Here is a 25618-nt window from a genome sequence, read left to right on the forward strand (position 1 = left end):
TTTTATAGCTATTAATTAATATAGAAGTGCTAATTCTGGGTGCTCAACATATTTTTTAAATGCAGATAAGAATTCTGCACCTACCGCACCATCTACAACCCTATGATCACAAGATAAGGTAACATCCATAATATGTTCAGCAACTATAGAACCATCTTTAACCACCGCTCTTTCACTTGTAGCACCTACAGCGAGAATACAACTTTGAGGAGGATTGATAATAGCACTAAAATTCTTAATATTATACATACCTAAATTTGATATAGTAAAACTTCCGCCCTGAAATTCTTCTGGCTTTAATTTATTAGCTCGTGCTCTTACAATTAGATCCTTCATTTCATTAGAAATAGTTATTAAAGATTTTTGCTCAGCATTTCGCACTATTGGAGTAATTAACCCTCCCGGAGTTGCTACAGCTACTGACACATCTATATTATTATATTTCAAAATAGCATCATCATTCCAAGAAGCATTAGCATTCGGTATGTCTCGTAGTGCAAGCGCTACAGCCTTTATAATAAAATCATTTACTGAGAGTTTATACAGAGGATTTTCTTTGTCTGTAGATGAATTTAATGTCTGACGCAAGGTCATTAATTTACTCATTTCACATTCTATATTTAAATAAAAATGCGGTATAGTTTGTTTAGATTCAAGTAATCTTTTAGCAATAACTTTACGCATATTATCATTAGGAATTTTAACATATTCCTCAGGATTTCTATATAACCCTGATGTATTAACTACAGGTACTTTTGAACTACAAGAGACAAGCGCAGGATTTTTAGAAGCTTCTAAAACATCATCTTTGATCACTCTACCATGAGGCCCGTGACCTTGAATTGTATTAATATCTACATTTAATTCTTTAGCTAATCTTTTCGCTAAAGGCGAAGCAAAAGTTCTTTTTGTATCAGTAATATTCGCTGAAACAGTATTTACACTTATATTTGACTGTGTAATAGTAACAGATTCATTACTTTTGGTATCTACAGCAAGTACAGAACTACTTGCACTATAGCTATTTAAAATTGAAGCCTCTTCTCCTTCTTCAAGTATTAGAGCAATTAATTGATTAACAGGTACAGCTTGAGTACCAGCTTGTATTAATATTTTGCCTAAAATACCTTCATCAACTGCTTCTACTTCCATAGTAGCTTTATCAGTTTCAATTTCTGCTATAACATCACCTGGAGATACTTTATCTCCTTCTTGTTTTAACCACTTAGATAAATTACCTTCTGTCATAGTAGGTGAAAGTGCAGGCATCAATACTTCTATAGGCATAATAATTTCCCTTATCTATTTTTATAACAAATCATACGCACAGCATCTACGATATCTTGTGTTTGTGGAAGTGCTATCTTTTCTAAATTAGCTGCATATGGTAACGGCACATCCTTAGCACATACCCTATGTACAGGAGCATCTAGATAATCAAATGCTTGTTCCATAACAATTGCTGATATAGTAGCACCAATGCCTGCAAAACCCCACCCTTCTTCTACTGTAAGTAACCTATTAGTCTTCTTCACAGAGGTAAGAATTGTGTCAGTATCTAAAGGACGTAAAGTACGTAAATCTATTACTTCAACACTAATATTTTCGCTAGCCAAAATTTCAGCTGCCTCAAGAACATACTTCATTTGCAGTGAAAAAGCTGTAATAGTAATATCACGCCCGTCTCTCACTACTCTTGCCTTACCAATAGGTAATATAATTTCTTCATCAGACACATCAAAACTATGCCCATATAAAATTTCATTTTCTAAAAAAATTACCGGATCATCATCTCTGATTGCTGCTTTTAATAAGCCTTTAAAATCTGAAGCAAAATAAGGAGATATAACCTTTAAACCAGGTATATGACTATACCAACTTGCATAACATTGCGAATGTTGTGCTCCCACTCGCGCAGCAGCACCATTAGGACCTCTAAAAACTATAGGACATTTAAGTTGCCCACCAGACATATAACGTGTTTTAGCAGCAGAATTTATAATTTGGTCTATAGCTTGCATAGCAAAATTAAAAGTCATAAACTCTACAATAGGTCTTAATCCTGCAAAGGCAACTCCAACTCCCAGCCCTGTAAAACCATGTTCAGTTATTGGAGTATCAATTACACGTTTATCACCAAATTCACTAAGCAAACCTTGCGTAACCTTATAAGCCCCTTGGTATTCAGCTACTTCTTCTCCCATGATTAGTACATCAGGATTTTTACGCATCTCTTCTGCCATAGCATCACGTAAAGCTTCACGTACAGTAATATGCTTCATAATTACCTCAACTCATTATTGCTATAAACATCTGTATAAAGCTCACTATTATCTGGTTCAGGACTATTTTTAGCAAACTCCACTGCTTCATTTACAATATCTTTTATTTCTTTTTCAATATCTTTAAATTTTTCTTCTACACAGATTTTATTATCTAACATATGTTGTTTTAAAGTATTAATAGGATCATGTTGCTCACGTACACAAGATACCTCTTCCTTTGAACGATAGGTAGCAGGATCTGACATAGAATGTCCCCGATAACGATAGGTTTTCATTTCAAGTAATATTGGCCCTTTGCCACTTCTCACATATTCTACGGCTTCCTCTCCAGCCTTACGTACTGAAAATATATCCATACCGTCTACCCTTATACCAGGTATACCAAATGATTCTCCACGTTTATATAAATCGGTAACTGAAGTACTACGTGCAACTGAAGTACCCATCGCATATTCATTATTTTCTAATATATATATAATAGGTAAATTCCATAATTTAGCCATATTAAAAGATTCATACACTTGCCCCTGATGTGCAGCACCATCGCCATAATAAGCCAAACTAATATTATCAGAACCCTTATATTTCATTGCAAAAGCTACCCCTGTACCTATAGGTACTTGTGCACCTACTATGCCATGCCCGCCATAAAAATTATTTTCTATATCAAACATATGCATTGATCCACCTTTCCCGCGTGAACAACCCGTAGCTTTACCCATCAATTCTGCCATCACTAATTTAGGATCTATACCTGCAACTAAAATATGGCCATGATCTCGATAACTTGTAACTACTGCATCGCCTTTTTTAAGTACATCTTGCATACCAACAACTACAGCTTCTTGACCTATATAAAGATGACAAAAGCCGCCTATTAATCCCATACCATACATCTGGCCAACTTTTTCTTCAAAACGCCTAATGAGTAGCATATCTGTATATAATTTTGTAAGCTTTGATGCAGATAAAGTTTCTTTCTTTATTGCTTTAGTCTTTTGTTGATTAGTTTTGGTCATATTTAGCTTGCTCTCAAGAATTTATACCAATTTGGAAAATTATAGTTAAAGCGCTTAATTATCAAGTATTATTTTTTGCTCTATAGAGCTGACTATTTTGATAACTATAAATAAAATATATCACTAATCCTAAAATTCCCCAAAATATAAATACTAATGTCGCATAAGATAGTAAATGATATATTAAAAATACACATAATATTATAGCAAGTGGTGCTATAATATAAACATAAGGGCATTTAAAGGGACGTTCTATATTAGGACGTTTATTACGCATATAAAGCACAATAATAGAGACAGTTATATATTGTATTAAGGTACCAGTACTAGCTAAATTACCCATAATTTCAATCGGTGTCAGCCCAGCAATTAAAGATACTATAAGACCTATAATAATATTACTCAAATACGGAGTTTTATATTTATGATGAAATTTACTAAATATAGAAGGTAACATGCCATCTCTAGACATAAAGAAAAGTAATCTCGATTGAGCATATAGTTGTACAATTAACACAGTAGTCATACCCGCTAATGCCCCTGTTGCTACAAGTGCAGAACCTATGTTACTTCCATTTTTACGCATCGCAGAAGCAAGGGGCTCTGCATTATTTAGTTCATCATAAGGTACAATACCAGTTAACATACCTCCAACCAATACATAGACCAAAGTACATACCAATAAAGAACCTATCAAACCTATAACTATGTCACGTTTTGGATTTTTGCATTCTTCCGTAGCTGTTGATAAAAGGTCAAATCCGGTAAAAGCAAAAAAAATTGTAGCAGCTCCTGTTAATACACCCTGCATCCCAAAAGGTAAAAAATTATCCCAATTCCGTAACTCAAAATGTGGAGCTGATAATACCAGAAATATAAAAATTGCACCTAATTTTACCATTACTAGTACACCATTTAATTTTGCACTTTCCCTTGTGCCAAGTATAAGCAGCATTGATACAAAGAAACATATAATAATAGCCGGTATATTAATAATACCTCCATGGGCAGGTACTGTTATTAAAGCATGAGGTAAATGTATATTTACAGCTTCCAAAATACCTACAATATACCCTGACCAACCAGCAGCAATAGTAGTTGCTGATACAGTATATTCAAGTAGTATATTCCATCCTACAATCCAAGCTATTATTTCTCCTAAAGAAATATAAGCATAATTATAAACACTACCAGATGTAGGCACCATAGCAGCAATCTCAATATAGGCAAGCGCTACAAAAATTGAAGATATTCCTGCAAATAAAAAAGATAACATAATCGCAGGACCTGTATATTGCGCAGCTGTAACTCCTGTCATTACAAAAACACCCGTACCTACAACAGCTCCAATTCCCATTAATAATATATCAAGCTCCCCTAAACTTTTTTTTAAAGTATGAGCAGAATTTACCTCTTGCACTGCATGAATATTTTTAATTCTAAATAAATTCATATTATTTTGATTCCAACATATTCTTTATATCTACTCTGCTGCATTTCAATTTACATATAAAATATAAAATTAAACCTATAAATAACCATATTATATAGTATATGCCTGCTTCAGGAATGAGTTGGAGAAATAAATAACCGCAACATACAATAGAAAGTATACTAATTAAATATACTACAGGACATTTAAAAGGACGCTCTATATCTGGATATTGTTTTCTAAGTACTACAACAACTATTGATGCTATAATAAATATAGATAAAGTTCCCATACTTGCCAAACTACTTAAAACATTTATAGGCACAAGACCAGCAATGATAGATACTACTATACCTACAACTATAACACTTAGATATGGTGTATGATATTTAGTATGTAATTTTGAAAAAACTCCCGGTAACAGTCCATCACGAGACATAACAAACAAAACTCGTGATTGAGCATAAATATTTACTAGAATCACAGTAGTCATTCCGGCCATACCTCCAACTGCAACCAAGGCAGAACCAATATTGCTACCATTTCTCTTTAAAGCATATGCCAAAGGTTTAGCATTATTTAATTCACTATAAGGAACTATACCTGTTAGCATCGCTGCTACCGCCATATATAATATAGCACATACTACCAAAGATCCTATTAAACCAATAGTAATATCACGTTTTGGATTTTTACATTCTTCAACTGTAGTAGCCAAAGAATCAAAACCAGTATAGGCTAGTAATACTACTGCCGCCGCTTTGATTACACCGTTTACACCAAAAGGTGTAAAATCATCCCAATTATTTAAAGAAAAATGCGGTGCTGCAATAATAAGGAATATAAATATTGCTAATAATTTAACAGCTACTAAAGTATTATTAATTAAAGCACCTGTTTGAGTGCCTCGTACTAAAATAAAAGTCAAAAATAGGGATATAATCACTGCAGGCAAGTTAATCATTCCTCCACCAAAATAAGGAGTTGTGAACATAACAGGTAATTCAATCCCACCCTGCCTTAATATCTCTACCATATAGCTAGACCATCCAACAGCAACAGTCATTGCACCCACAGAAAATTCTAAAATTAATAGACATGCACTAATCCAGGCAAAAATTTCACCTAGCGCTACATAAGAATAGGTATATACACTCCCTGAAGTAGGGATCATAGCTGCAACTTCAGTATATACCAAAGCAACAAACATGCAGACCACAGCACTAATTAAAAAAGAAAAAAACAAAGCAGGGCCAGAATATTGTGATGCTATACCCGTTAATACAAAAATACCCGTACCTATTACTGCACCTACACCTAATAATAACAAATCTATAGGACCTAAAGTCTTATCCATCTTAGAATTATTACTAGATAATTCACGTATAGATTTAATATTTTGCGTATTAAATAATTTCATTATTTCTCCTTTTAGCTTGTTGATTATAGCTATACTTACACGCTTTTATTAAGGATTACTTAAATATAGTAAATTAAGTTGTATTCGGGACTCAACGATAAGCGAAGCTTACAAACAGTAGGAGAGCTTTGAGCTCACTCGATCCCGAATTCAACTTAATTTACTATATATAAAAAGCTAATAGTCTTTTTATAATATCCTTTTATTAGCTATAATATTGTGCTCGTAATATATCAGACTTTTGCAAAAATCAATGTTTTTTAGGAAATAGAATACAAATATAGAAAAATATAACATTTTTTATGTTGAATAATATTAAATTTAGGCAAGTTTAGCAGCAACACATAATAATTCTTTCTGTACAAAAATTTTTCTATATTTGTATTTCCTAAATTTTGCTATATAAAAATGTCCTTAGTAATCCATCCACCTCCCAGCACTTTATCATTATCATATATAACACAAGCTTGACCTGGAGCTATAGCACGCTCAGGTGTTAATAATGTTACTTTCGCCAAATGATTATCCATTATCTCTATCTTAGCTTGGACACCTACATGAGAAGATCTAACCTTTACAGTTACTTCCCCTATATTATACAGATCTTCTAACCAATTTACTTCTTTAATAATAAATGAAACTGTAGACAAATGTGATTCATCACCAACAACTACTCTTTTATTTAAAGCATCAATTTTTACAACATATAACGGATCAGAACTCGCAATACCTAAACCTCTCCTTTGTCCAACAGTATAATGGATTATACCTTTATGCTTTCCTAAAACTCTACCATCAACATGAACAATATCCCCTTCTTCAGCTGCACCTGGCTTCAGCCTTTCTATAATATTATTGTACGTGCTATTAGCTACAAAACATATATCTTGGCTATCTGGCTTATTAGCTACATTTAGTCCATAAAATTCTGCTAATCTTCTTGTTTCAGATTTATGTAACTCTCCTAAAGGAAAATGTAAAAACTCTAATTGTTCTTGAGTTGTTGCAAAAAGAAAATAACTTTGATCACGACTTGGATCTACAGCTTTATATAGTTCTGCACCATTTATACCTTTTTTACGTCTTACATAATGGCCTGTAACTAAAGCATCTGCATTTAGATCTTTTGCAACTTTTAATAAATCACGAAACTTTACTGTTTGATTACAGCGCACACAGGGGATAGGAGTTTCCCCTTCTAAATAGCTATTCGCAAAATCTTCAATAACTTCTTGCTGAAAAATTGATTCGTAATTTAACACATAATGAGGTATACCCAGCTTATTTGCTACCATTTTAGCATCATGTATATCTTGACCAGCACAACAAGTTTTGGTCTTAGTATTTGAAATGGGAGTATTATAAAGTTGTAAAGTAATACCTATAACTTGATATCCTTTATCACATAATAATGCGGCAACAGTTGAACTATCAACCCCTCCGGACATAGCAACTACAACTTTTGTATCGTTTGGTTCTTTATTAATTTCTAACATAATACAAATTATTTTATATACCTAAATAAGCTATTATCTAATTTGGATATCCCTCTTTAAAGTGGTAAAAACTCTTTTTACTTAAATATAAGCAACCAAATTAATATATAACCGTGTAAGAAAGTCTTGAATATATCAAAAATTAATTTAAATTGCTAATAAAAATTAATACAACCTTTGCAAAGAGTTTTTTGATAGATTAACCAATGCAGATTTCATTGCTGAATCTTGGAATATATTTATAGAACTACAAGCATTATCTATATATACTCCCGCGCACTCTATACTTAAATCTATGCTATTATATTTATGTACTAAATTTATTGCCATTTCTAAATCAGAAGAATTTTGATCTAACTGTACAATTGTTCTATGCCAAAATAATTGCTCCTCTTTAGTACCAAAATTATATGCTATAATAGCAGGCAACGTCATTTTTCCCTCTCGAAAATCATCACCAATAGCTTTACCTAGCTGATTTTGATTAGAATTATAATCTAGAATATCATCCATTATTTGAAAAGCTATGCCTAAATTTAAACCAAAATTGTATAAAGCACTTTCTTCTTCTACTGGTCTATTTGCAATTACAGCTCCTACCTGACAAGAAGCAGCAAAAAGAGCTGCTGTTTTAGCTTTTACAATTTCCAAATATTTTTCTACTGATAATGCCACATTATTCATATTATCTAGCTGCATAACTTCACCTTCAGCAATAATAGTAGAAGTATCAGACAATATCTCTAATGCTCTCATAGATTGACTATCAACAAGCCAACGAAAGGCTTGACCAAGAAAATAATCTCCAACTAAAATACTTGCTTTGTTACCCCACGTACTATTGGCCGTAGGAACGCCTCTACGTAAGTTGCTTTCATCCACTACATCATCATGCAATAAAGTAGCAGCATGAATAAATTCTATAGCAGCTGCTATAAAAATATGATACTCACCTGTATAATTACATAACTTTGCTGAAGCAAGCGCTAATATAGTACGGAGTCTTTTTCCTCCAGCAGACATCAAATGATTAGCAAGCAATAATATAAGGGCTTCTTTACCTTGCAAAGAACTGGCTATAAGCTTATCAACACCTTGTAAATCCTCTAATACTAAGTGACGTAAGTTTTGTGATTTATCAATTTTTTCTTTATAATGCATCTTTATTTATGATTTGATCTATATCTAAATTAGGTAAAATATCTAAATAATTTTGTTTCCATAAGTTATTAAACGTATAATGATCTATATTACCACCTGATAATATAACTAACAAGTTTTTACCGGGCTTCTGAGTTTTTAACCAGTGTACTGCAGCAGCCATAGATAAAGCACTTGTAGGTTCACACATAACTTTAAGTAAATGCATTAACCAACATGTCCAATAAATTATCTCTGGTTCAGTAATTTCATATATACCAGATAAATTCTTTAAATACTCAAAAGTCTTATCTGAAACAGCTAAAGTTCTAGCACCATCCGCTATCGTAGAGGGCTCATCTTGAAATTTAATTATATTCCCTAGTTTCAGAGACTTACTTGCATCATTAGCTTCTATTGGTTCAGCCCCATATACATTAACCCCGGGAGCTAATTTTTGAACAGCTAAGTATGTGCCTGATAACAAACCTCCTCCTCCACAAGGAGCAAAAATTGCATCTATATTAGTAGGAATATCTTGTAATGCTTCAAAACAAGCAGTCCCTGCTCCTGCAATAATATAATCATTATTAGAAGGATGAATAAAATATGCATTTTTATCAGTATATTCTTTTGCTCTCTCTTCTGCTTCGATTCTAGAAGATGCCACCATAACATTAGCACCATAGGATTTCGTAGCTTGACGTTTTAATAAAGATGAATTAGGAGACATATATATAGTAGACTCTATATCCAGAATTTTTGCAGCCCATGCCACTGCCTGAGCGTGATTACCCGAACTAAAAGCTACTACTTGTTTAGGTAAATCACCCTGTTCATTTAATGCTAAAAGGGTATTTAAAGCACCTCGTACTTTAAAAGAACCTACTTTTTGTAAAGCTTCAGCTTTAAAAAATATATTACTACCTAATAAATGGTTTAAAAAGGTTGAATACAGAATTGGTGTTCTATGTAAATATCCTTTAATACGGTTATAGGCTTCTTCAATTACGGTTACAGACAACATAAGGAGCTATATATAAATAATTCAAAAAAAACAGAATTTGTTATTAAAATATTAATCATGTTTGATTATGATAGATTTTACAGTTCAGATATTACGTGAAAAAATATCAATATAAAAGCATTATTAATATAAAATTGGCACAAAAATGAAGATAAAAAACAATACGCAAGTAAGTCGTCATTCTCCTTACATAAGAGATTATACCAAAATGGGAGAAAAATCTGGAGGAGCCACAGACAGTGGTACCCATGGTGGAATATATCAATTAGAACATAATGGTACAAAAACTACTATCTTATTTAAACAAGGACGAGAAGATGGTGAAATAATTTCTGAATATGTTGCATCACAGCTCTATAAATTAACTACTAATAAAGCAGCAGATTGTTTTTTAGCAAAATGGGATCAAAATACTGATACAACAGAAAAAAATACTAATGGTTTCAGCAGTAATGTATATATAGGTTCAGTATTCTTTAATAACTTTACTGATTTGTTTAAAGAAGCAGGTTTTTCAGAAAGACCTAAATTTACTAAATTATTACATTCAGATAAAGTATCTGAAATAATTAATAAGGTACAAGCAACGAAAGAACATAATTATGGACTTGAAGATATACTTGCTGCAACGCTGTGGCACGAAAATAGAGATATACACTGGGGTAATTTAGGAGTTACACGCAATAAACACGGTAAAATAGATTCTACAGTCACTCTAGATTTTGGATGGGCTTTTCATAATATAGCAGATGAAATAAGCTTATTTGGTCATACAAAATATTTAATACCAGGCAAACCAACCAATCACTTTTGGGATTATAGCGTTGATAATAGAAAATTATATATATCGAACTATTTTACAGACGCTTTAGATAAAGTTGCAGCAGTGCCTACAAAAGAAATTAAACAAAATATTAAACAGAGTTTAAACGAAGTAGGAAAATTTTATGATAATCAAGGAATAGAAAGTTTTGCACGACGTATAGGAATGTCATTAAAGAAAGAAGAAAATATTAGCCTAGATAAAATAGGTGATTATTTATCAACAAAAATGATTAATAGACAAGTCTCTATAAAGAATCTATCTACCCAAATAAAACTGGATTTAGCCATTAGCAAAGATGAAAAAGGACAATATAAATTTGATCAAGAGAGGATCAAACAATTAGTTTTAGATAATCCTAGTTTTTTTACTGGCCAGAATAATTTAAAATTTAGAAAACTAGAACATAAAGCCGATACAAAATTTTTAAATAGTGCTATCCAGTCCATAATAAGCAGTAAGGAAGGAACAATAGCTGATAAACAAATCAATAATAAACTTTCGGAATTTATTAATAAACTTATAGAATATATTAAAGAAATTTTCTCCAACCCTAAATTAATAGCTATCTTTAAAAAAAATGATAACAAGGTAAATATATAGTAAATTAAGTTGATAAAGACATGATATATGATATATTAAAAAGCTCATAAACCCAAAACAGTAGAAGCAATGGCATATTCCTTAGATTTACGTAAAAAAGTAATTCACTATGTTAATAAAGGTTATACCAGAGAAGAAGCTGCAAGAATTTTTGGCATAGGTGAAAGAACAATTTATAGATGGTTATCGAGATCGAAATCCGGGAATTTAGCAGCCACACGAGCAGCTAAGCCATGGAAGAAGCTTGATCCAATCAAATTATTAAACGAGGTGTCTAAAAACAGCAATTGGCTATTATCTGATTTTGCAAAGGTTTTTAATGTGTCTACAGCTGCTATCTGTTTGGCATTCAAGACTTTGGGGATCACACGAAAAAAAAGACCACACTCTATCGTGAACGGGATGAAGCAAAACGGCAATTATTTTTGGCAGCTATCGCAAACTATAAAGCGGAAGATATAGTTTATATTGATGAGAGTGGAATTGATAGCTATTTGTACTATTCTTGGGGATACAGTCTCAGAGGAAGTAAAGTTTATGGTGATATCTCAGGTAAAAAACATGATCGAGAAAGCTTTATTGCAGGTAAGGTTGGGAAGAAAATTATTGCGCCAATGTGTTTCAAGGGCACATGTAATACAGAAGTTTTTAACGAGTGGGTTAGTCAGTGTTTGGTGCCCGAACTAAGATTTGGTCAAGTTGTAATACTTGATAATGCAACGTTCCATAAGTCAGCTAGAACTAGGAATTTAATAGAAGATATAGGCTGTAAACTTTTATTCTTACCACCTTACTCTCCTGATCTCAACCCAATTGAAAAATATTGGGCTCATTTAAAAGCTAAAATCAAACCTATCATTACTAATTTTAATAACCTTAGCGATGCTATTGATTATGGCTTCTCTATGCCATTCTCAACTTAATTGACTATATTAAACAAGAATTAGCTCTAACCCTTAGTACCATGCCTATTACAATTAATCCTCAAGATTTTTATAATCAAATTACAGAATCTATAAAGCGCTTGCCTCGAGAATGGCAGGAAACAATCAATATTTCTGGATCTCAAGTTAATGAGCTTCAATTTGATAACATTTTACTCAAATATAAGCAGCAAGAAGCAGAAATATTACTGAATACTTCTGCCAAGTTATTACATCAAAATAGCTTTATAATACAAGATATTGCTGATGCTATAACACCAACTTTTGAAACTTTACTCAATACTCAAATAAAAGAGTTAAATTATAAACCTCTACAGATTACATTAATAGGCGTAGATAATGCAGGTGAAATCTTTAAAGATAGTATATTAATGTTATCTAGATTATCAGAAGCTGTATCTGCAAACTTGGTACGTGATGATTCTGAAATTATGTCCATTCTAAGTACAGTATATAAATTTCAAATGCTAGATAATAAAATCCTGAGTCTTAATGAAACTCTACTATCTCTTCAAAAAGCAGCCCCCAAGAATGAGAGCAAAATAAATTCTATATATAAGCAACTTAACACTTATGATAAAGAAAAAAATCAAATTTTGCTTAATGGTATTAATCAGTTTTCAAGTCTTATAAAGAAATATAATTCTCAAGATTTACTTTTTCAAGATCTATCAGAATTTTTTGAAAAACATCATAGCAGTATAGATTTAATATTAAAAAATGCTATGAGCCAAGAAGGAATCCTTACTGAATATTTAGATATTAATAGTAAACAAATTATAGCTATTGTTAGAGATAATAATGAAAGATTGCTTAACATTGGTAATCATTACATACAAGGTAATTATATACGTGCTATACTAAACGCTATTCCATTACTTAAAGATTCAAATGTTAGAGATATATTAAGACAAGCCTTTAAGAACTTTATCAATATTAATATTTTTTCATTATTTAGAAGTAGTAGTAAAATAAACCATGAAGTTCAAACTAATCTACAAGCTATTTTACATGAAAGTCGTCAGAGCACACCTTCATTCGATCCAAATGTTTTGCACCCTGATAATACACATAAATTTATGGATAAAAAAATACCTATCACTGAAAGGCTTATAAAGCGAGCAGCAGAGATAGAAAAATCTGCTAATGTGCTTAATTACGATACTAAAAAGCTAATTTACACATTAAGATCACGTAATCTATCTTCTCAAACGTTACCTAATATAGATTTTAGTAATGCAGATATAAAAGGATTTAATTTTTCAGATAGCACTTTAAATAATATTTCTTTCCAAAATAGTACCATATTAAATACTTCTTTTAAACATGTAAATTTCACAGGAGCGCCTAATTTTCATGGAGCTACTATATAGTCAATTAAGTTGAGAATGGCATAGAGAAGCCATAATCAATAGCATCGCTAAGGTTATTAAAATTAGTAATGATAGGTTTGATTTTAGCTTTAAGCAGCAAAAAATTATCAGAAGCATTACACATGTCTAGAGAGGTATTAGGAGAGATATTAGATAAAATTTCTGATAAAAAAAATTTTAATTTAACACCTACAGAAAAAACTCATGCTATTGAAATAATGGATAACATGAAACAAGACTTCCTTCAGAAATTAAGTGAGAAAAAACCTGCTGAAGTAGTTGGAGTAAATATTTTTGAAAAAGGAAGACAGTTTTTCTCGTCATTAGCAAAATCGAATCCAGAACATAGAGAGAAATTTTATGCTCAAAAAACCGAGTTTGTGAAAAAATACATTCCTGATAACAAGCAAAATACTGAACAGCAAAATCAAAGGTAATTTTTATAAACCTCTCACATAGATATCTAGCTTATCTATAGATTAAGCTAATTCATATGAAGGTAGGACTGCTTTATTAAAGAAGCCTAAAGATAGCTCCGTTACTATATTCTCTATTTCTCTTGCAGCGATGCTGTTAGGTTCTGTTTCAAGTACGCATTTTCCTTCAAGCATAGATGAAGCGAATGCTACCCTATTTCCTATATAATTTTGTAATAAATTTGGTAAAGAAGGCCCAAGCTTTTGCAGAAGTTTTGAATTAGGAGCTACTCTGTTTAATAGAGTAACAAAAGATTTGCGTTCTTTATTAGATATCTCCACTGTAGCTTGTGTAGCCCATATATCAGTGGGTGTAGGTTGTACAGGTATAATTACTAAATCCGCAGCTCTCATCGCTGTTTTTGTTTCTGTAGCAATATGAGGTGGACTATCTATAATAATAAAATCGTAGATTTGTTTTAATCTAGCTAATTCACTACTTATACGCCACCCACTGGTAGTTGTTAAATGTAAATTAGAATTCGCACCAGAATATTTATGCCTTTGAGCATACCAAGTAGATAAGCTATTCTGGGGATCAATGTCAATTAATGCTACACTGCTATTGTTATATATTAAAGATATAGCAAGATGTGCAGCAATAGTAGTTTTACCTGATCCGCCTTTTTGCTGGGCTATAGTAATAATTTGTACCATTTCGGCTCCTTTAAATATATGTGAGCAGATATTCAATCTTAAAACTATTATTAATTTATAAGAAAGCCGTTAAAATAATCTTAACTTAAATTATAAAGAAAGGTATTTATTACGTAAGCAAAATAGTTTATAAAAAAGATTTGCTAGAAATAAAGACATATTGTAATTAATGTATGCAAGATTCAGATCAAACTTTCTTAAGTTTTATTGTATCGCTTGTATATAGCAAATATTTTGAAATATCTTAAATAAGGTTATTGTTTAAATGAAAAAAATATCTAATTTTTATTTAGTAAGTATTATATTAATAAGTTTATTATTAGGATGTAAAAACGCTAAAGTTGAAAGTGTATATCCTAAAGATGCAGAAACTATGCGTGAAGAACGGGTAGGTTCATTAGTAAATGAAGACCCAGAAGGAGGCATAGTTTTATTTGGAGCAGGCAGCAGCTCTAGTAAAAATGCATCTAACAATTCAAGAGTAAATAATTATTTATGGTATGCATCATTAAGTGTATTAGATTTTATGCCTATTCAAAGTAGTGACTCTGCAGGGGGTGTACTCGTCACAGATTGGTATGAACATCCTAGAGTTCCTGGTGAAAGAATTAAAGTAAATGTATTAATTTTAGGCCCAGAACTAAGGGCAGAGGCATTAAAAGTCAAGGTATTTAAACAGCGTCTTAATAATAAAATTTTTGTATGGCGTGATATAGAGGTAAGCGATAGTGTTGCAAGAGAATTAGAAGATAAAATTCTTACTAAAGCTAGACAATTACGTATTGCTCAAGAAACAAAATAAAGTGCTTATAAAACTTAAAATTAATGTAAATTAATATGCATAATTTAGAAGAACAGCTAAAATTGGAAGCTAAGTGGCAGAATAATTGGGATGATTCTAATGTATTTGCCACTAAGCAGGATTTCTCTTTACCAAAATATTATGTACTTGAAATGTGGCCTTATCCTTCTGGGCGTATACATATGGGACATCTGCGCAATTATGCTATTGGAGATGTAATAGCAAGATTTAAACGAGCGCAAGGGTTTAATGTATTACATCCTATGGGCTGGGATGCTTTTGGTTTACCAGCTGAAAATGCTGCTATAGATAATAATATTCCGCCTAGTACATGGACTTATAGTAATATAGCTACTATGAAAACAGAGCTAAAATCTGTAGGTTGTTCTTATGATTGGTCACGAGAAATGGCTACATGTGATCCAAAATATTATAGACATGAACAAAAAATATTTTTACTGTTTATGCAGCATAATTTGGTATATAGAAAAGAATCAGTAGTAAATTGGGATCCTATAGATCAAACCGTTTTGGCCAATGAGCAGGTAATAGATGGTAAGGGATGGCGTTCTGGAGCTGTCGTAGAAAAAAGAAATTTAACTCAATGGTTTTTAAGAATTACAGATTTTGCAGATGAGTTAATTCAAGGGTTAGATACTTTGCCTGATTGGCCTGCTAATGTTAAATTAATGCAAGAAAACTGGATAGGAAAATCTTCAGGTGCAAAAATCTTTTTTAACATTCTAGGGGAAAAAAAACAATTAGAAGTATTTACTACCCGTCCTGAAACAATTTTTGGAGCTTCATTTGTTGCCATTGCTCCTGATCATCATTTAGCGATAGAATTAAGTAAAAATAATGTTGAATTGGCACAATTTATTGAAGAATGTAATAAATCTGACGTATCTGAAGCCACCATAGAAACTCGTGAAAAAAAGGGAATAAATACCGGTCTATTTGTAGAGCATCCTTTTTTATCAGATTCCCCTCTCCCTATATATATCGCTAATTTTGTATTATCCAACTATGGTAGCGGCGCTATATTTGGTTGTCCTGCTCATGATGAACGTGATATGGAATTTGCTAAATTATATAAATTGCCTATTATAACTGTAGTTGAAGATAATAAAATAACAAATTCAGACTTCTTAAATGACTTAATGGTTCATGAAGCCAAACTAGTAATAGTTCAAAAATTAGTACAATTAAAGCAAGGTGAAGAAGCAATAAATTATAGGTTAAGAGATTGGGGTATTTCAAGACAGCGTTATTGGGGGTGCCCTATACCCATTATTCACTGCAACCATTGTGGTGTTGTTCCTGTCCCCGACAATCAATTGCCGGTACTATTACCAGAAGAAATAAGTTTTGATCAAAGAGGCAATCCTCTTGAACATCATCCTACATGGAAATATGTAACTTGTCCGAAATGCGAAGCGAAAGCAGAGCGCGATACTGATACTCTAGATACTTTTTTTGACTCTTCTTGGTATTTCGCAAGATTTTGTGACCCTTATGCTAGTGAAATGTTAAATAAAGAAGCGTGCAATCATTTTTTACCAGTTGATCAGTATATAGGTGGAATAGAGCATGCTGTATTACATTTATTATATTCAAGGTTTTTTACTCTAGCGCTCAAAAAATGTGGTTATCTAAATATAAAAGAGCCTTTTAATAAATTGTTAACTCAAGGAATGGTTTGTCATGAAACCTACACTACCAAACAAGGAACATGGCTATATCCTGATGAAGTAATGTATGATAATCAGGGGCAATTAATACAAAAATCTACTAATGAGCCCATTATTAAAGGCCGCGTAGAGAAAATGAGTAAATCGAAAAAAAATCTTGTTAACCCAACGAGTATAATCAATGAATATGGAGCTGATACTGCACGGCTATTTATGTTATCGGATAATCCACCAGAACGTGATATAGAATGGTCATATAGTGGCGTAGAAGGAGCATGGCGCTATATATTAAGACTCTTTAAATTAGTAGATCAATATATAAATCCTGAAACTACTGAAGACACAGGTAAAGATAATGTACTATATTCTAAAATTACTACTTTAATACATAAAACTATTTATAACGTTACAGAAGATATTGATAAAAATCATTTTAATAAGGCAATTGCTCGAATTAGAGAGTTAACAAATAGTTTGGAAGAATTATCTCCTTCAAATCCTTATATAAGGTCTATACTTGAAGAAGGTATAATAACAGCTGTAAAATTATTACAACCCTTTATACCGCATACAAGTGAAGAATTATGGAGTAAGCTTGGTCATAATAATATGTTAGTATTAGAAGAATGGCCTATATATGATCCAGAACTTATTAAGGACAAAACAGTTGTTATAGCTGTTCAAATTAATGGTAAACTGAAAAACACAATAGAGGTTGAAGCAAACTTAGATCCCGCTAACTTAGAAAAGCAGGTATTGATGCTACCAAATATACAAAACCAATTAAATGATAAGGTAATAAAAAAGGTTATAATTATACCTAATCGTATTGTAAATATCGTTCTATAAAAATAATTTTATCAAGGTATAAATGTATAGATATTTTATATTGTTCTTATTTATCTCTGCCTGTGGTTTTCAGCCTATATATAGTCAGAATTTTAATTTCTCTACAGCAGATGAGCTTGCATCTATATCGATAGAGCCAATTGAAGGTGAACTAGGTAATAAATTACACCTCAAGCTTAAGGAAGCTTTCAATCCACTAAAAAAATCTATGCCTATACAATATAAATTGCATATAAAATTAATTCCAATACTTACCCCAGCGGTTATTATCCCTAATAGTCAAATTCTAAACTATACTTCTATAATAAAGGTAGAATATAAATTAATTGATAATCAAAATAATAAAGAAATTTCAGAAGGCACTATTACTTCTTCTGACAGTTATTATGCCTCATCTTCTGAATTTGCAACTTTCACCTCAAACCAAACTTCCATAGAAAACACTTTTAAGCAAATTAGTGACAACATGAAAAACAAACTCACAGCTTTTCTAACTAATACTAAACTTAACTCGCACTAAAATCTTTAACTTAATAGCATGTGATATATGGAACTATTCACAAAATAAATTAAGTTAAAATTTGCTTACTTATAACGAAACGCAATGACATACGCAAGTTCAAATATTATCAGATTCAAATATTCAAACTTTATCTTGTATAATTGAGTCTTTTACTATTACTTTAATAGTTTACACGCATTTGCAATACGCTCACATGCTTTTTTCAGTAAATTATCAGAAGTAGCGTACGAGATACGGAAAAATCCATCCATACCAAAAGCTGTACCTGAAACTACTGCAACTAGTGCTTTTTCTAACAAATAATCTGCTACATCATCACTGTTTTTAATTATCTTACCTTCAGGAGTAACCTTGCCAAACATTGCAGTGCAATTGGGAAATATGTAAAAAGCACCTTCTGGTATATTACAGTTTAATAATTCTATCTCACTTAGCATAGAGAGTACCAAATCACGGCGCTTAGAAAACAATGTTTGATTTTCTGGCATAAAACTTTGAGTCCCAGTCAAAGCTTCATGTGCTGCTGCTTGACTAATGGAACAAGGATTAGTCGTACTTTGAGATTGCATTATGGTCATCGCCTTAATTAAATCTATAGGCCCTCCAGCATATCCTATACGCCAGCCCGTCATTGAATAGGATTTTGATACACCATTAACAGTGAGAATACGCGAATAAAGCTTAGGTTCAATCTGTGCTAACGTATAAAATTTATGATTATCAAAAATAATATGCTCGTATATATCATCACTAATAATATTAACATGGGCATACTTAAGTAATACATCTGCTAATGCTCTTAGTTCTTCCTTATTGTATACACTTCCGGTAGGATTATTAGGAGAATTCAATATTAACCATTTAGTATTACCAGTTATGGCCTTTTCAAGCGCACTAGCAGTAAGTTTAAAATTATTTTGCTGAGTACAAGGTACTACTACAGGTACTCCTTCTGCCATTAATACCATATCTGGATAAGAGGTCCAAAAAGGAGATGGTATAATAACTTCATCACCAGTATCTAGCGATGCCATAAAGGCATTATAAATTACATGTTTAGCACCACATCCCACAATAATTTGTTCTGGTTTATATTCTATATTATTTTCAGTCAAAAACTTATTAGAGATTGCTTTTTTAAGTACAGCAGTCCCAGACACATCTGTATATTTTGTAGCCCCTTGTTTAATGGCAGTAATAGCAACTTCTTTGATGTTTTCAGGTGTATCAAAGTCCGGCTCTCCTGCTCCTAAGCCAATAATATCTATATTTTGCGCTCTAAGAGCAGCAGCTTTACTTGTAACCACAAGGGTAGGAGATGGTTTTATTTTTTGTAGCCTTTTTGCTATTAATGCCATTTTTGTCCTATAATAATTATGCTAATTTTGTTAAAATAATAGTGTATACCCTCATTATATAATAATATTTACTATATAATCAATGACATGTAAATCAACTAATTTTAGAGCAAAATTGTGTTAGACCATAAAACAAATAAAATAAAAAGTATGTGGAATTATATATATAAATTTTATTTAGATTATATGGGATCCATACAGGTTATTATAGAAAAGCTTAAAAACCTACCTGAAACTAATTATAAGTTGGGTCTATTTCATTTACGTAAGGGCAATATTTATGATGCTAAGTTACGTTTTAAAATAGTGTTATTATTGAATAAAAATCACTTAATGGCTTGTTATAAATTAGGCTATTGCTATTTAGTGATGGGGCACACCAAAAAAGCGGCTCAATACTTTGTAAATTGTTTGAAAATCAAAGCTGATTTTGTAGAAGCGCAATATATGTTAGCTACGATAGATAAAAAGCGATCCCCTATTTCTTTTATACCTATTTCAATCGTTGAAGAATTTTTTGATGATCTAGCAGAAAACTATCATAAAGATTTTGTAGAAAAAAAAGGTTATAAAGGGCATATTTTACTTTTTGAATCCATACAAACTCTTGGGGAAATTAAACATTTTGAAAAATTAGAAGTGCTGGATATGGGCTGTGGTACAGGATTATGTGGTGTATATTTTAAAGAAAGGTCTTCTATAGATTTCTTAACCGGTATAGATATTTCCACGCAGATGCTAGTACAAACCAAATATGCTAAAGCAGCAGGTAAACCTGCTTATGATAATTTATTAAAAACAGATTTTAATAACTATATTCTAAAACATGATAAGAAATTTCATATAATTATGTCGGCGTGTTCATTACATTATGCTAATGATTTGGAAGAAATTATAACACATTGTAAAAAAATGCTCTACCCTGGAGGGGTTTTAGCGTTTTCTGTAGAAAAGTCTATTGGAGATGATATAGTATTAAATGAACGAATGGAAAATTTTTCTTATAGTAAGCGATATTTAGAAAATGTAGCAAACAAAGCAGGATTTAATAAAGTTATAATAAATGAAGTAGCAGTAGATGAGAAAAATACTTTGGTATGGCAATTTGTGGGTAAAGTGTTTTAAGAAATTTATCCTAGTATGTATTATACAAATTATCCTACTAGCTAATGTTTTAGCGTTGTCTGATATAGATAAGCAATTAAAAGAGGATATTAAGACTTGCTTAAGAAATGAAAAAGTATTATTTGATAATCTAAATGAAGATGTCCAAATATCTTATGAGATTTCCAAAAAAGTCTATATAAATTGGCAAGAAATTGATTTTTCTACTACTCGTATAACTAATATTAATAAAAAAAATCGGCGCTTTACAGGATATATAGAAGTTATATCTCCTTCTTTAGGAAAAACAGAAATACCTATTGCTGGGCAATATGAGGAATATGTTTTAGCACCTGTCTTAAAATCACCTATGCGTTCTGGAGAAATAATTCGTATTAATAATATAGATAATATGCGCATTAGTATTTCTAAACTTAAATCTAATACTATATTAGATAGTACCTTTTTACTGAATAAAACTCCTAAAAATAGTATTGCGGCCTATCAAGTTTTAACTGAAAATCAACTAGTAGCCCCTAAAATAATTAATAAAAATGATATAGTGACAGCTATATATGAACGCGGCAATTTAATGCTAAAGCTAGAAGTTATTGCGCTCGAGGCAGGAGCAAGAGGAGAATTAATTAAAGTAAAAAATCAACGTAGTAACGCAATATTAAATGCTATTGTTGAAGATAGAGATAAAGTACGTGTAAAATAATTGACTTTACTTGTAAAATATAGCAATAGCTTATTTAGTTGAGAGTATAGTAAATTAAGTTGCATTTGGGACTAGGAACGATAAGCGAAACCTACAAATAGTAGGAGACCTTTGAGTTAACCGCGTCCGCAAGTTCATATCAATTTACTATAATACAAGGAACAAGGTTCCATGTATACAAAAAAGGGACATATATGAATCATATATTAAGAAGTTACAGTTTATACTATATCATAGCATTGTTTTCTTTAGTAGGATGTGAATATTATACTGAAAGATTCAAGAATATAGGTAAACCTCCTGAGATTAGAAAATTAGAAATGCCCACAGACCGGCAAGATTATTCACCAGTAAAATGGCCTACTGAACCCCATGAGCAAGTTATAGTAGAAAAAAGCAATCCTAATTCTTTATGGACTCCTGGAAGTAGGTTTTTTTTCAGAGATCAACGTGCAAGGAAGATAGGAGATATCTTAAAAGTTAATATCAATATTAATGATACAGCTAATTTGGCTAATAAAACGGAACAGGTCAGAAGCAATAAAGAAAAAGATGGTGTAAATAGTCTTTTTGGCTTGGAAAAAACTGTACAGAAAGCTATTTCTGCTAACATCAACCCAGCCAATCTTGTAGATTTAAGTACTAGTAATAATATGTCTGGCTCAGGTACTGTTGCACGTACTGAAGCAGTTCAAACACAAATTGCTGCTATAGTAACCCAGATATTACCCAATGGTAATTTAGTAATACGTGGTCACCAAGAAGTTAGAGTAAATTATGAATTAAGAGAAATTATAGTAGAAGGCATTATTAGGCCTGAAGATTTAACAACTGATAACATTATTAGTTCAGATTTAATTGCTGAGGCTAGAATCTCATATGGTGGTAAAGGTAATATTTCTAATTTACAGCAACCACGCTTAGGTTCTCAAGTTTTAGATATTATCTCTCCATTCTAGAAATGCAGCTCTTATCTTATCCTATAGTTGAGCTATTTCAGAATATAGCAAAAATACTATTTCCTCCGGTATGCATTATATGCAATAATATAACACATGATATAGGGGGATTGTGTTCTGAATGCTGGATAAAAATAGATTTTCATTGTAATCCTAGTTGTGCTATATGTAGCCACCCTTTTGAATACGACACAGGAAAAGCTATGCTATGTGGCCACTGTCTAACCCAGAAACCTTTGTATAAAAAATCCTATATAGTATTCAAATATAGTGAACACAGTAAAAACATAATTTACAAATTTAAATATAGTGACCAAACTTATTTGTCTCCTTATTTAGCAAAATGGTTATTTCGAGCTGCTAAGGATATATTACCATCTATAGATATATTAGTACCAGTTCCCTTGCATAAACTTAAATTATTGACCAGATTGTATAATCAATCTCTATTACTTGCTCAAGAACTAAGTCTATTATGCAAAGTACCTACTGTTCCTTATATTTTAAAGAGACGTTATTACAAACGTTCTCAAACAGGATTAAAGTATAAGGAGCGCATACATAATATAAAAAATGTTTTATTGGTACCGGAAAAATATAAAGCTCAAATTGTTGGTAAAAAAATTATGTTGATTGATGACGTTATTACAACAAGCGCTACTATTAATGAATGTACTAAACTCTTATTAGCAGCTGGAGCATCGGAAGTGTATGTTCTTGCTCTTGCAAAAACCATTCTTAATTATTAATTATATAATTAAAATTTTGAACTAAACAATATAGTTGTGTAATGTACTATAATGAATTAATTTAAATTAGAGATAGGATCAGATAGAGCAAGTAGTACATGATCCAGGAACAATGCACACATAATTTAAATTAAATACTATATATTTTAAATAAATCTAAAAATTCTATTAATATATGTTTAAAATAATATCTGATTATAAATTGGCTGGAGCTCAACCGGAAGCGCTGAAAAAGCTTTCTGCATCTATAAATAGTGGTAATAAAAATCAGGTTTTACTTGGGGTAACTGGTTCAGGTAAAACATTTACTATGGCTCACGTTATAGCAAAAACCAATCGTCCAGCTTTAATTATGGCTCATAACAAAACTTTAGCAGCCCAATTATATAGTGAGATGAAAAGTTTTTTTCCCGAAAATGCAGTTGAATATTTTGTCTCATATTATGATTATTATCAGCCTGAAGCATATATACCAAGAACTGATACATATATTGAAAAAGATGCTTCTATTAATGATCAGATAGATTTATTACGCCATTCTGCAACACGCTCTTTACTAGAGAGGAGAGATGTTATTGTGGTCGCATCAGTTTCTTGCATTTATGGTTTAGGTTCTCCAGAATTTTATTCCAAAATGGTCTTATTACTTAAAAAAGGGGAAATAATCAGTAGAGATACGTTATTAAAGAGGCTAGTAGAACTACAATATAAAAGAAATGACTTAGAGTTTGAGAGAGGAAGTTTTAGAGTCAGAGGAGATAGTATCGATATTTTACCTGTCCATTATTCAACACGTGCTTGGAGATTATCATTTTTTGGTGAAGAGCTAGAACGCATTACAGAGTTTGATGCTATTACAGGAGAACAAATTACTAAATTAAATCAAGTAGTAATTTATGCAAATAGCCATTTTATTACACCACGTGCCACGGTAGAACGTGCAATAGGAACAATTAAGCAAGAACTTAAAGAAAGGCTAGTAGAGTTAGAGCAATTAACTAAAAATATTGAAGCACATAGATTAGAAAAACGTACACAATTCGACATAGAAATGTTAATTGAAACAGGTAGTTGTAAAGGAATTGAAAATTATAGTAGACATTTATCTGGACAAAAGCCTGGTGCCCCTCCTCCAACTTTATTTTCTTATTTACCTGAAGATGCGTTATTATTTATAGACGAAAGCCATGTAACAGTGCCACAAATAATGGCTATGTATAATGGGGATAGAGCAAGAAAAAGTAATCTTGTAGAGTATGGCTTTAGGTTACCTTCTGCTTTAGATAATAGACCTCTTAAATTTGAAGAATGGGATAAAATGCGTCCCCAAACTATTTTCGTCTCAGCCACTCCAGGTAAATATGAAATGGAATTAGTAAACAACAATGTAGTAGAACAAATTGTGAGGCCTACTGGTTTAATAGACCCGTTATGTGAAGTACGTCCTGCACATAATCAGGTTGAAGATTTGCTTAATGAAGCGCAACACATAGTAAAGAACAATCAACGTATATTAGTGACAACTTTAACTAAAAAAATGGCTGAGCAATTAACAGAATATTTACAAGAACTTAATATTAAAGTCTCATACTTACATTCAGAAGTGCATACTTTAGAACGTATAGAGATTATTAAGAAATTACGTAAAGGTGATATAGATATATTAGTTGGTGTGAATTTATTACGAGAAGGTTTAGATATACCAGAATGCGCATTAGTGGCAATTTTAGATGCAGATAAAGAGGGCTTTTTACGTTCAGAAACGAGTCTTATTCAAACTATTGGTAGAGCTGCGCGTAATATAGAAGGCAGAGTAATTTTATATGCAGATAAAATGACAGGCTCTTTGCAAAGAGCTTTATCTGAAACCGAAAGACGTAGACAATTACAACTTGAGTATAATAAACAACATAATATAACCCCTGTCACAATCAAGAAAAATATTACTGAAATTTTAAGTAGTGTTTATGAACACGATAGTAAAATTATTGATTTTGATAATGAAGTTATCTTACAAGGCAAGAACTTAAAAAAACGCATAGAAGAAATACGAAAAAAAATGTTTAAGGCTGCAAGCGAATTAGAATTTGAAAAAGCGGCTAGCTACCGAGATGAGCTAAATAAATTACAAGCCCAGGCCTTACTCACCGAAGGAGATAATGACTAA

The 25618-nt window shown here is 31.7% G+C and carries 23 protein-coding genes; 13 read left to right on the forward strand and 10 right to left on the reverse strand.

The annotated features are described in order from the left end of the window. Positions 1-15: 15 nt before the first annotated feature. The 8 genes from pdhC to tdcB form a co-directional block, all read right to left on the reverse strand. Complete coding sequence (gene pdhC, locus NOVO_03945; GenBank protein ID AIL65172.1) at positions 16-1287, reverse strand: Dihydrolipoyllysine-residue acetyltransferase component of pyruvate dehydrogenase complex; 1272 nt, start codon at positions 1285-1287, stop codon at positions 16-18. Positions 1288-1298: 11 nt separating this feature from the next. Next, positions 1299-2282, reverse strand: a complete 984-nt coding sequence (gene pdhB / locus NOVO_03950; GenBank protein AIL65173.1) for a Pyruvate dehydrogenase E1 component subunit beta — start codon at positions 2280-2282, stop codon at positions 1299-1301. 2 nt (positions 2283-2284) lie between these two features. Then, the gene (gene acoA, locus NOVO_03955; GenBank protein ID AIL65174.1) at positions 2285-3304 is read right to left on the reverse strand and encodes an Acetoin:2,6-dichlorophenolindophenol oxidoreductase subunit alpha; all 1020 of its coding nucleotides are present in this window, start codon (positions 3302-3304) and stop codon (positions 2285-2287) included. 61 nt (positions 3305-3365) lie between these two features. After that, the gene (locus NOVO_03960) at positions 3366-4757 is read right to left on the reverse strand and encodes an amino acid permease (GenBank protein AIL65175.1); all 1392 of its coding nucleotides are present in this window, start codon (positions 4755-4757) and stop codon (positions 3366-3368) included. Position 4758: 1 nt separating this feature from the next. After that, positions 4759-6156 (reverse strand): amino acid permease, encoded by a 1398-nt coding sequence (locus NOVO_03965; protein AIL65176.1) that lies wholly within the window; start codon positions 6154-6156, stop codon positions 4759-4761. Positions 6157-6554: 398 nt separating this feature from the next. Then, positions 6555-7652 carry a tRNA-specific 2-thiouridylase mnmA gene (gene mnmA, locus NOVO_03970; GenBank protein ID AIL65177.1) on the reverse strand — a complete coding sequence of 366 codons (1098 nt, stop codon included), beginning with the start codon at positions 7650-7652 and terminating at the stop codon, positions 6555-6557. Between the two features lie 165 nt (positions 7653-7817). Next, positions 7818-8813, reverse strand: a complete 996-nt coding sequence (gene ispB / locus NOVO_03975; protein AIL65178.1) for an Octaprenyl-diphosphate synthase — start codon at positions 8811-8813, stop codon at positions 7818-7820. Beyond that, on the reverse strand, positions 8803-9819 hold the full coding sequence (gene tdcB, locus NOVO_03980) for an L-threonine dehydratase catabolic TdcB (protein AIL65179.1): 1017 nt from the start codon (positions 9817-9819) through the stop codon (positions 8803-8805). Before tdcB ends, ispB begins: the two co-directional genes overlap by 11 nt. 145 nt (positions 9820-9964) lie before the next feature. Between tdcB and NOVO_03985 the strand changes: the two genes are divergently transcribed. The 5 genes from NOVO_03985 to NOVO_04005 all read left to right on the forward strand — a co-directional run bounded on the left by NOVO_03985 (position 9965) and on the right by NOVO_04005 (position 13999). After that, entirely contained in the window at positions 9965-11245 is a 1281-nt protein-coding gene (locus tag NOVO_03985; protein AIL65180.1) for a hypothetical protein, read from the forward strand. 69 nt (positions 11246-11314) lie between these two features. After that, complete coding sequence (locus tag NOVO_03990) at positions 11315-11707, forward strand: Transposase (GenBank protein ID AIL65181.1); 393 nt, start codon at positions 11315-11317, stop codon at positions 11705-11707. A 152-nt stretch (positions 11708-11859) separates the two neighbouring features. Continuing rightward, on the forward strand, positions 11860-12168 hold the full coding sequence (locus NOVO_03995; GenBank protein AIL65182.1) for a hypothetical protein: 309 nt from the start codon (positions 11860-11862) through the stop codon (positions 12166-12168). A gap of 41 nt (positions 12169-12209) precedes the next feature. After that, entirely contained in the window at positions 12210-13562 is a 1353-nt protein-coding gene (locus NOVO_04000) for a hypothetical protein (GenBank protein ID AIL65183.1), read from the forward strand. 68 nt (positions 13563-13630) lie between these two features. Beyond that, positions 13631-13999 (forward strand): hypothetical protein, encoded by a 369-nt coding sequence (locus NOVO_04005; GenBank protein ID AIL65184.1) that lies wholly within the window; start codon positions 13631-13633, stop codon positions 13997-13999. Between the two features lie 42 nt (positions 14000-14041). Here the strand turns inward: NOVO_04005 and NOVO_04010 are convergent, their stop codons facing one another. Further along, the gene (locus tag NOVO_04010) at positions 14042-14695 is read right to left on the reverse strand and encodes a cobyrinic acid a,c-diamide synthase (protein ID AIL65185.1); all 654 of its coding nucleotides are present in this window, start codon (positions 14693-14695) and stop codon (positions 14042-14044) included. A 265-nt stretch (positions 14696-14960) separates the two neighbouring features. Between NOVO_04010 and NOVO_04015 the strand changes: the two genes are divergently transcribed. The 3 genes from NOVO_04015 to NOVO_04025 are packed head-to-tail and all read left to right on the forward strand — an operon-like array spanning position 14961 to position 18557. Then, positions 14961-15497: a hypothetical protein gene (locus tag NOVO_04015; GenBank protein ID AIL65186.1), complete on the forward strand. Its 537-nt coding sequence runs from the start codon at positions 14961-14963 to the stop codon at positions 15495-15497. Between the two features lie 35 nt (positions 15498-15532). Next, positions 15533-18037 carry a Leucine--tRNA ligase gene (gene leuS, locus NOVO_04020; GenBank protein ID AIL65187.1) on the forward strand — a complete coding sequence of 835 codons (2505 nt, stop codon included), beginning with the start codon at positions 15533-15535 and terminating at the stop codon, positions 18035-18037. Positions 18038-18059: 22 nt separating this feature from the next. Further along, positions 18060-18557: a hypothetical protein gene (locus tag NOVO_04025; protein AIL65188.1), complete on the forward strand. Its 498-nt coding sequence runs from the start codon at positions 18060-18062 to the stop codon at positions 18555-18557. A 158-nt stretch (positions 18558-18715) separates the two neighbouring features. Here the strand turns inward: NOVO_04025 and NOVO_04030 are convergent, their stop codons facing one another. Next, positions 18716-19918 (reverse strand): Aspartate aminotransferase, encoded by a 1203-nt coding sequence (locus tag NOVO_04030; GenBank protein AIL65189.1) that lies wholly within the window; start codon positions 19916-19918, stop codon positions 18716-18718. A 117-nt stretch (positions 19919-20035) separates the two neighbouring features. Here NOVO_04030 and NOVO_04035 point away from each other — a divergent pair, with 117 nt between their 5' ends. From NOVO_04035 to uvrB, 5 genes are all read left to right on the forward strand, one after another. Further along, positions 20036-21043, forward strand: a complete 1008-nt coding sequence (locus NOVO_04035; GenBank protein ID AIL65190.1) for a biotin biosynthesis protein BioC — start codon at positions 20036-20038, stop codon at positions 21041-21043. Next, entirely contained in the window at positions 20997-21743 is a 747-nt protein-coding gene (locus tag NOVO_04040; protein ID AIL65191.1) for a flagellar basal body P-ring biosynthesis protein FlgA, read from the forward strand. The genes NOVO_04035 and NOVO_04040 overlap by 47 nt, the downstream gene beginning before the upstream one ends. A gap of 194 nt (positions 21744-21937) precedes the next feature. Continuing rightward, positions 21938-22702 carry a Basal body L-ring protein gene (gene flgH, locus NOVO_04045; GenBank protein AIL65192.1) on the forward strand — a complete coding sequence of 255 codons (765 nt, stop codon included), beginning with the start codon at positions 21938-21940 and terminating at the stop codon, positions 22700-22702. Positions 22703-22704: 2 nt separating this feature from the next. Beyond that, positions 22705-23451 (forward strand): ComFC type amidophosphoribosyltransferase, encoded by a 747-nt coding sequence (locus NOVO_04050; GenBank protein AIL65193.1) that lies wholly within the window; start codon positions 22705-22707, stop codon positions 23449-23451. A 175-nt stretch (positions 23452-23626) separates the two neighbouring features. Continuing rightward, the gene (uvrB, locus tag NOVO_04055; protein AIL65194.1) at positions 23627-25618 is read left to right on the forward strand and encodes a UvrB; all 1992 of its coding nucleotides are present in this window, start codon (positions 23627-23629) and stop codon (positions 25616-25618) included.

The organism is Rickettsiales bacterium Ac37b, from assembly GCA_000746585.2.
In the GTDB taxonomy this organism is placed as follows: Bacteria; Pseudomonadota; Alphaproteobacteria; order Rickettsiales; family Arcanibacteraceae; genus Ac37b.

What these genes read in the sequence shown, in the direction of transcription:
- pdhC (AIL65172.1), bottom strand. Translation starts at nt 1,287, where the DNA reads ATGCCTATAGAAGTATTGATGCCTGCACTTTCACCTACTATGACAGAA.
- pdhB (AIL65173.1), bottom strand. Translation starts at nt 2,282, where the DNA reads ATGAAGCATATTACTGTACGTGAAGCTTTACGTGATGCTATGGCAGAA.
- acoA (AIL65174.1), bottom strand. Translation starts at nt 3,304, where the DNA reads ATGACCAAAACTAATCAACAAAAGACTAAAGCAATAAAGAAAGAAACT.
- NOVO_03960 (AIL65175.1), bottom strand. Translation starts at nt 4,757, where the DNA reads ATGAATTTATTTAGAATTAAAAATATTCATGCAGTGCAAGAGGTAAAT.
- NOVO_03965 (AIL65176.1), bottom strand. Translation starts at nt 6,156, where the DNA reads ATGAAATTATTTAATACGCAAAATATTAAATCTATACGTGAATTATCT.
- mnmA (AIL65177.1), bottom strand. Translation starts at nt 7,652, where the DNA reads ATGTTAGAAATTAATAAAGAACCAAACGATACAAAAGTTGTAGTTGCT.
- ispB (AIL65178.1), bottom strand. Translation starts at nt 8,813, where the DNA reads ATGCATTATAAAGAAAAAATTGATAAATCACAAAACTTACGTCACTTA.
- tdcB (AIL65179.1), bottom strand. Translation starts at nt 9,819, where the DNA reads ATGTTGTCTGTAACCGTAATTGAAGAAGCCTATAACCGTATTAAAGGA.
- NOVO_03985 (AIL65180.1), top strand. Translation starts at nt 9,965, where the DNA reads ATGAAGATAAAAAACAATACGCAAGTAAGTCGTCATTCTCCTTACATA.
- NOVO_03990 (AIL65181.1), top strand. Translation starts at nt 11,315, where the DNA reads ATGGCATATTCCTTAGATTTACGTAAAAAAGTAATTCACTATGTTAAT.
- NOVO_03995 (AIL65182.1), top strand. Translation starts at nt 11,860, where the DNA reads ATGTGTTTCAAGGGCACATGTAATACAGAAGTTTTTAACGAGTGGGTT.
- NOVO_04000 (AIL65183.1), top strand. Translation starts at nt 12,210, where the DNA reads ATGCCTATTACAATTAATCCTCAAGATTTTTATAATCAAATTACAGAA.
- NOVO_04005 (AIL65184.1), top strand. Translation starts at nt 13,631, where the DNA reads ATGATAGGTTTGATTTTAGCTTTAAGCAGCAAAAAATTATCAGAAGCA.
- NOVO_04010 (AIL65185.1), bottom strand. Translation starts at nt 14,695, where the DNA reads ATGGTACAAATTATTACTATAGCCCAGCAAAAAGGCGGATCAGGTAAA.
- NOVO_04015 (AIL65186.1), top strand. Translation starts at nt 14,961, where the DNA reads ATGAAAAAAATATCTAATTTTTATTTAGTAAGTATTATATTAATAAGT.
- leuS (AIL65187.1), top strand. Translation starts at nt 15,533, where the DNA reads ATGCATAATTTAGAAGAACAGCTAAAATTGGAAGCTAAGTGGCAGAAT.
- NOVO_04025 (AIL65188.1), top strand. Translation starts at nt 18,060, where the DNA reads ATGTATAGATATTTTATATTGTTCTTATTTATCTCTGCCTGTGGTTTT.
- NOVO_04030 (AIL65189.1), bottom strand. Translation starts at nt 19,918, where the DNA reads ATGGCATTAATAGCAAAAAGGCTACAAAAAATAAAACCATCTCCTACC.
- NOVO_04040 (AIL65191.1), top strand. Translation starts at nt 20,997, where the DNA reads ATGAGAAAAATACTTTGGTATGGCAATTTGTGGGTAAAGTGTTTTAAG.
- flgH (AIL65192.1), top strand. Translation starts at nt 21,938, where the DNA reads ATGAATCATATATTAAGAAGTTACAGTTTATACTATATCATAGCATTG.
- NOVO_04050 (AIL65193.1), top strand. Translation starts at nt 22,705, where the DNA reads ATGCAGCTCTTATCTTATCCTATAGTTGAGCTATTTCAGAATATAGCA.
- uvrB (AIL65194.1), top strand. Translation starts at nt 23,627, where the DNA reads ATGTTTAAAATAATATCTGATTATAAATTGGCTGGAGCTCAACCGGAA.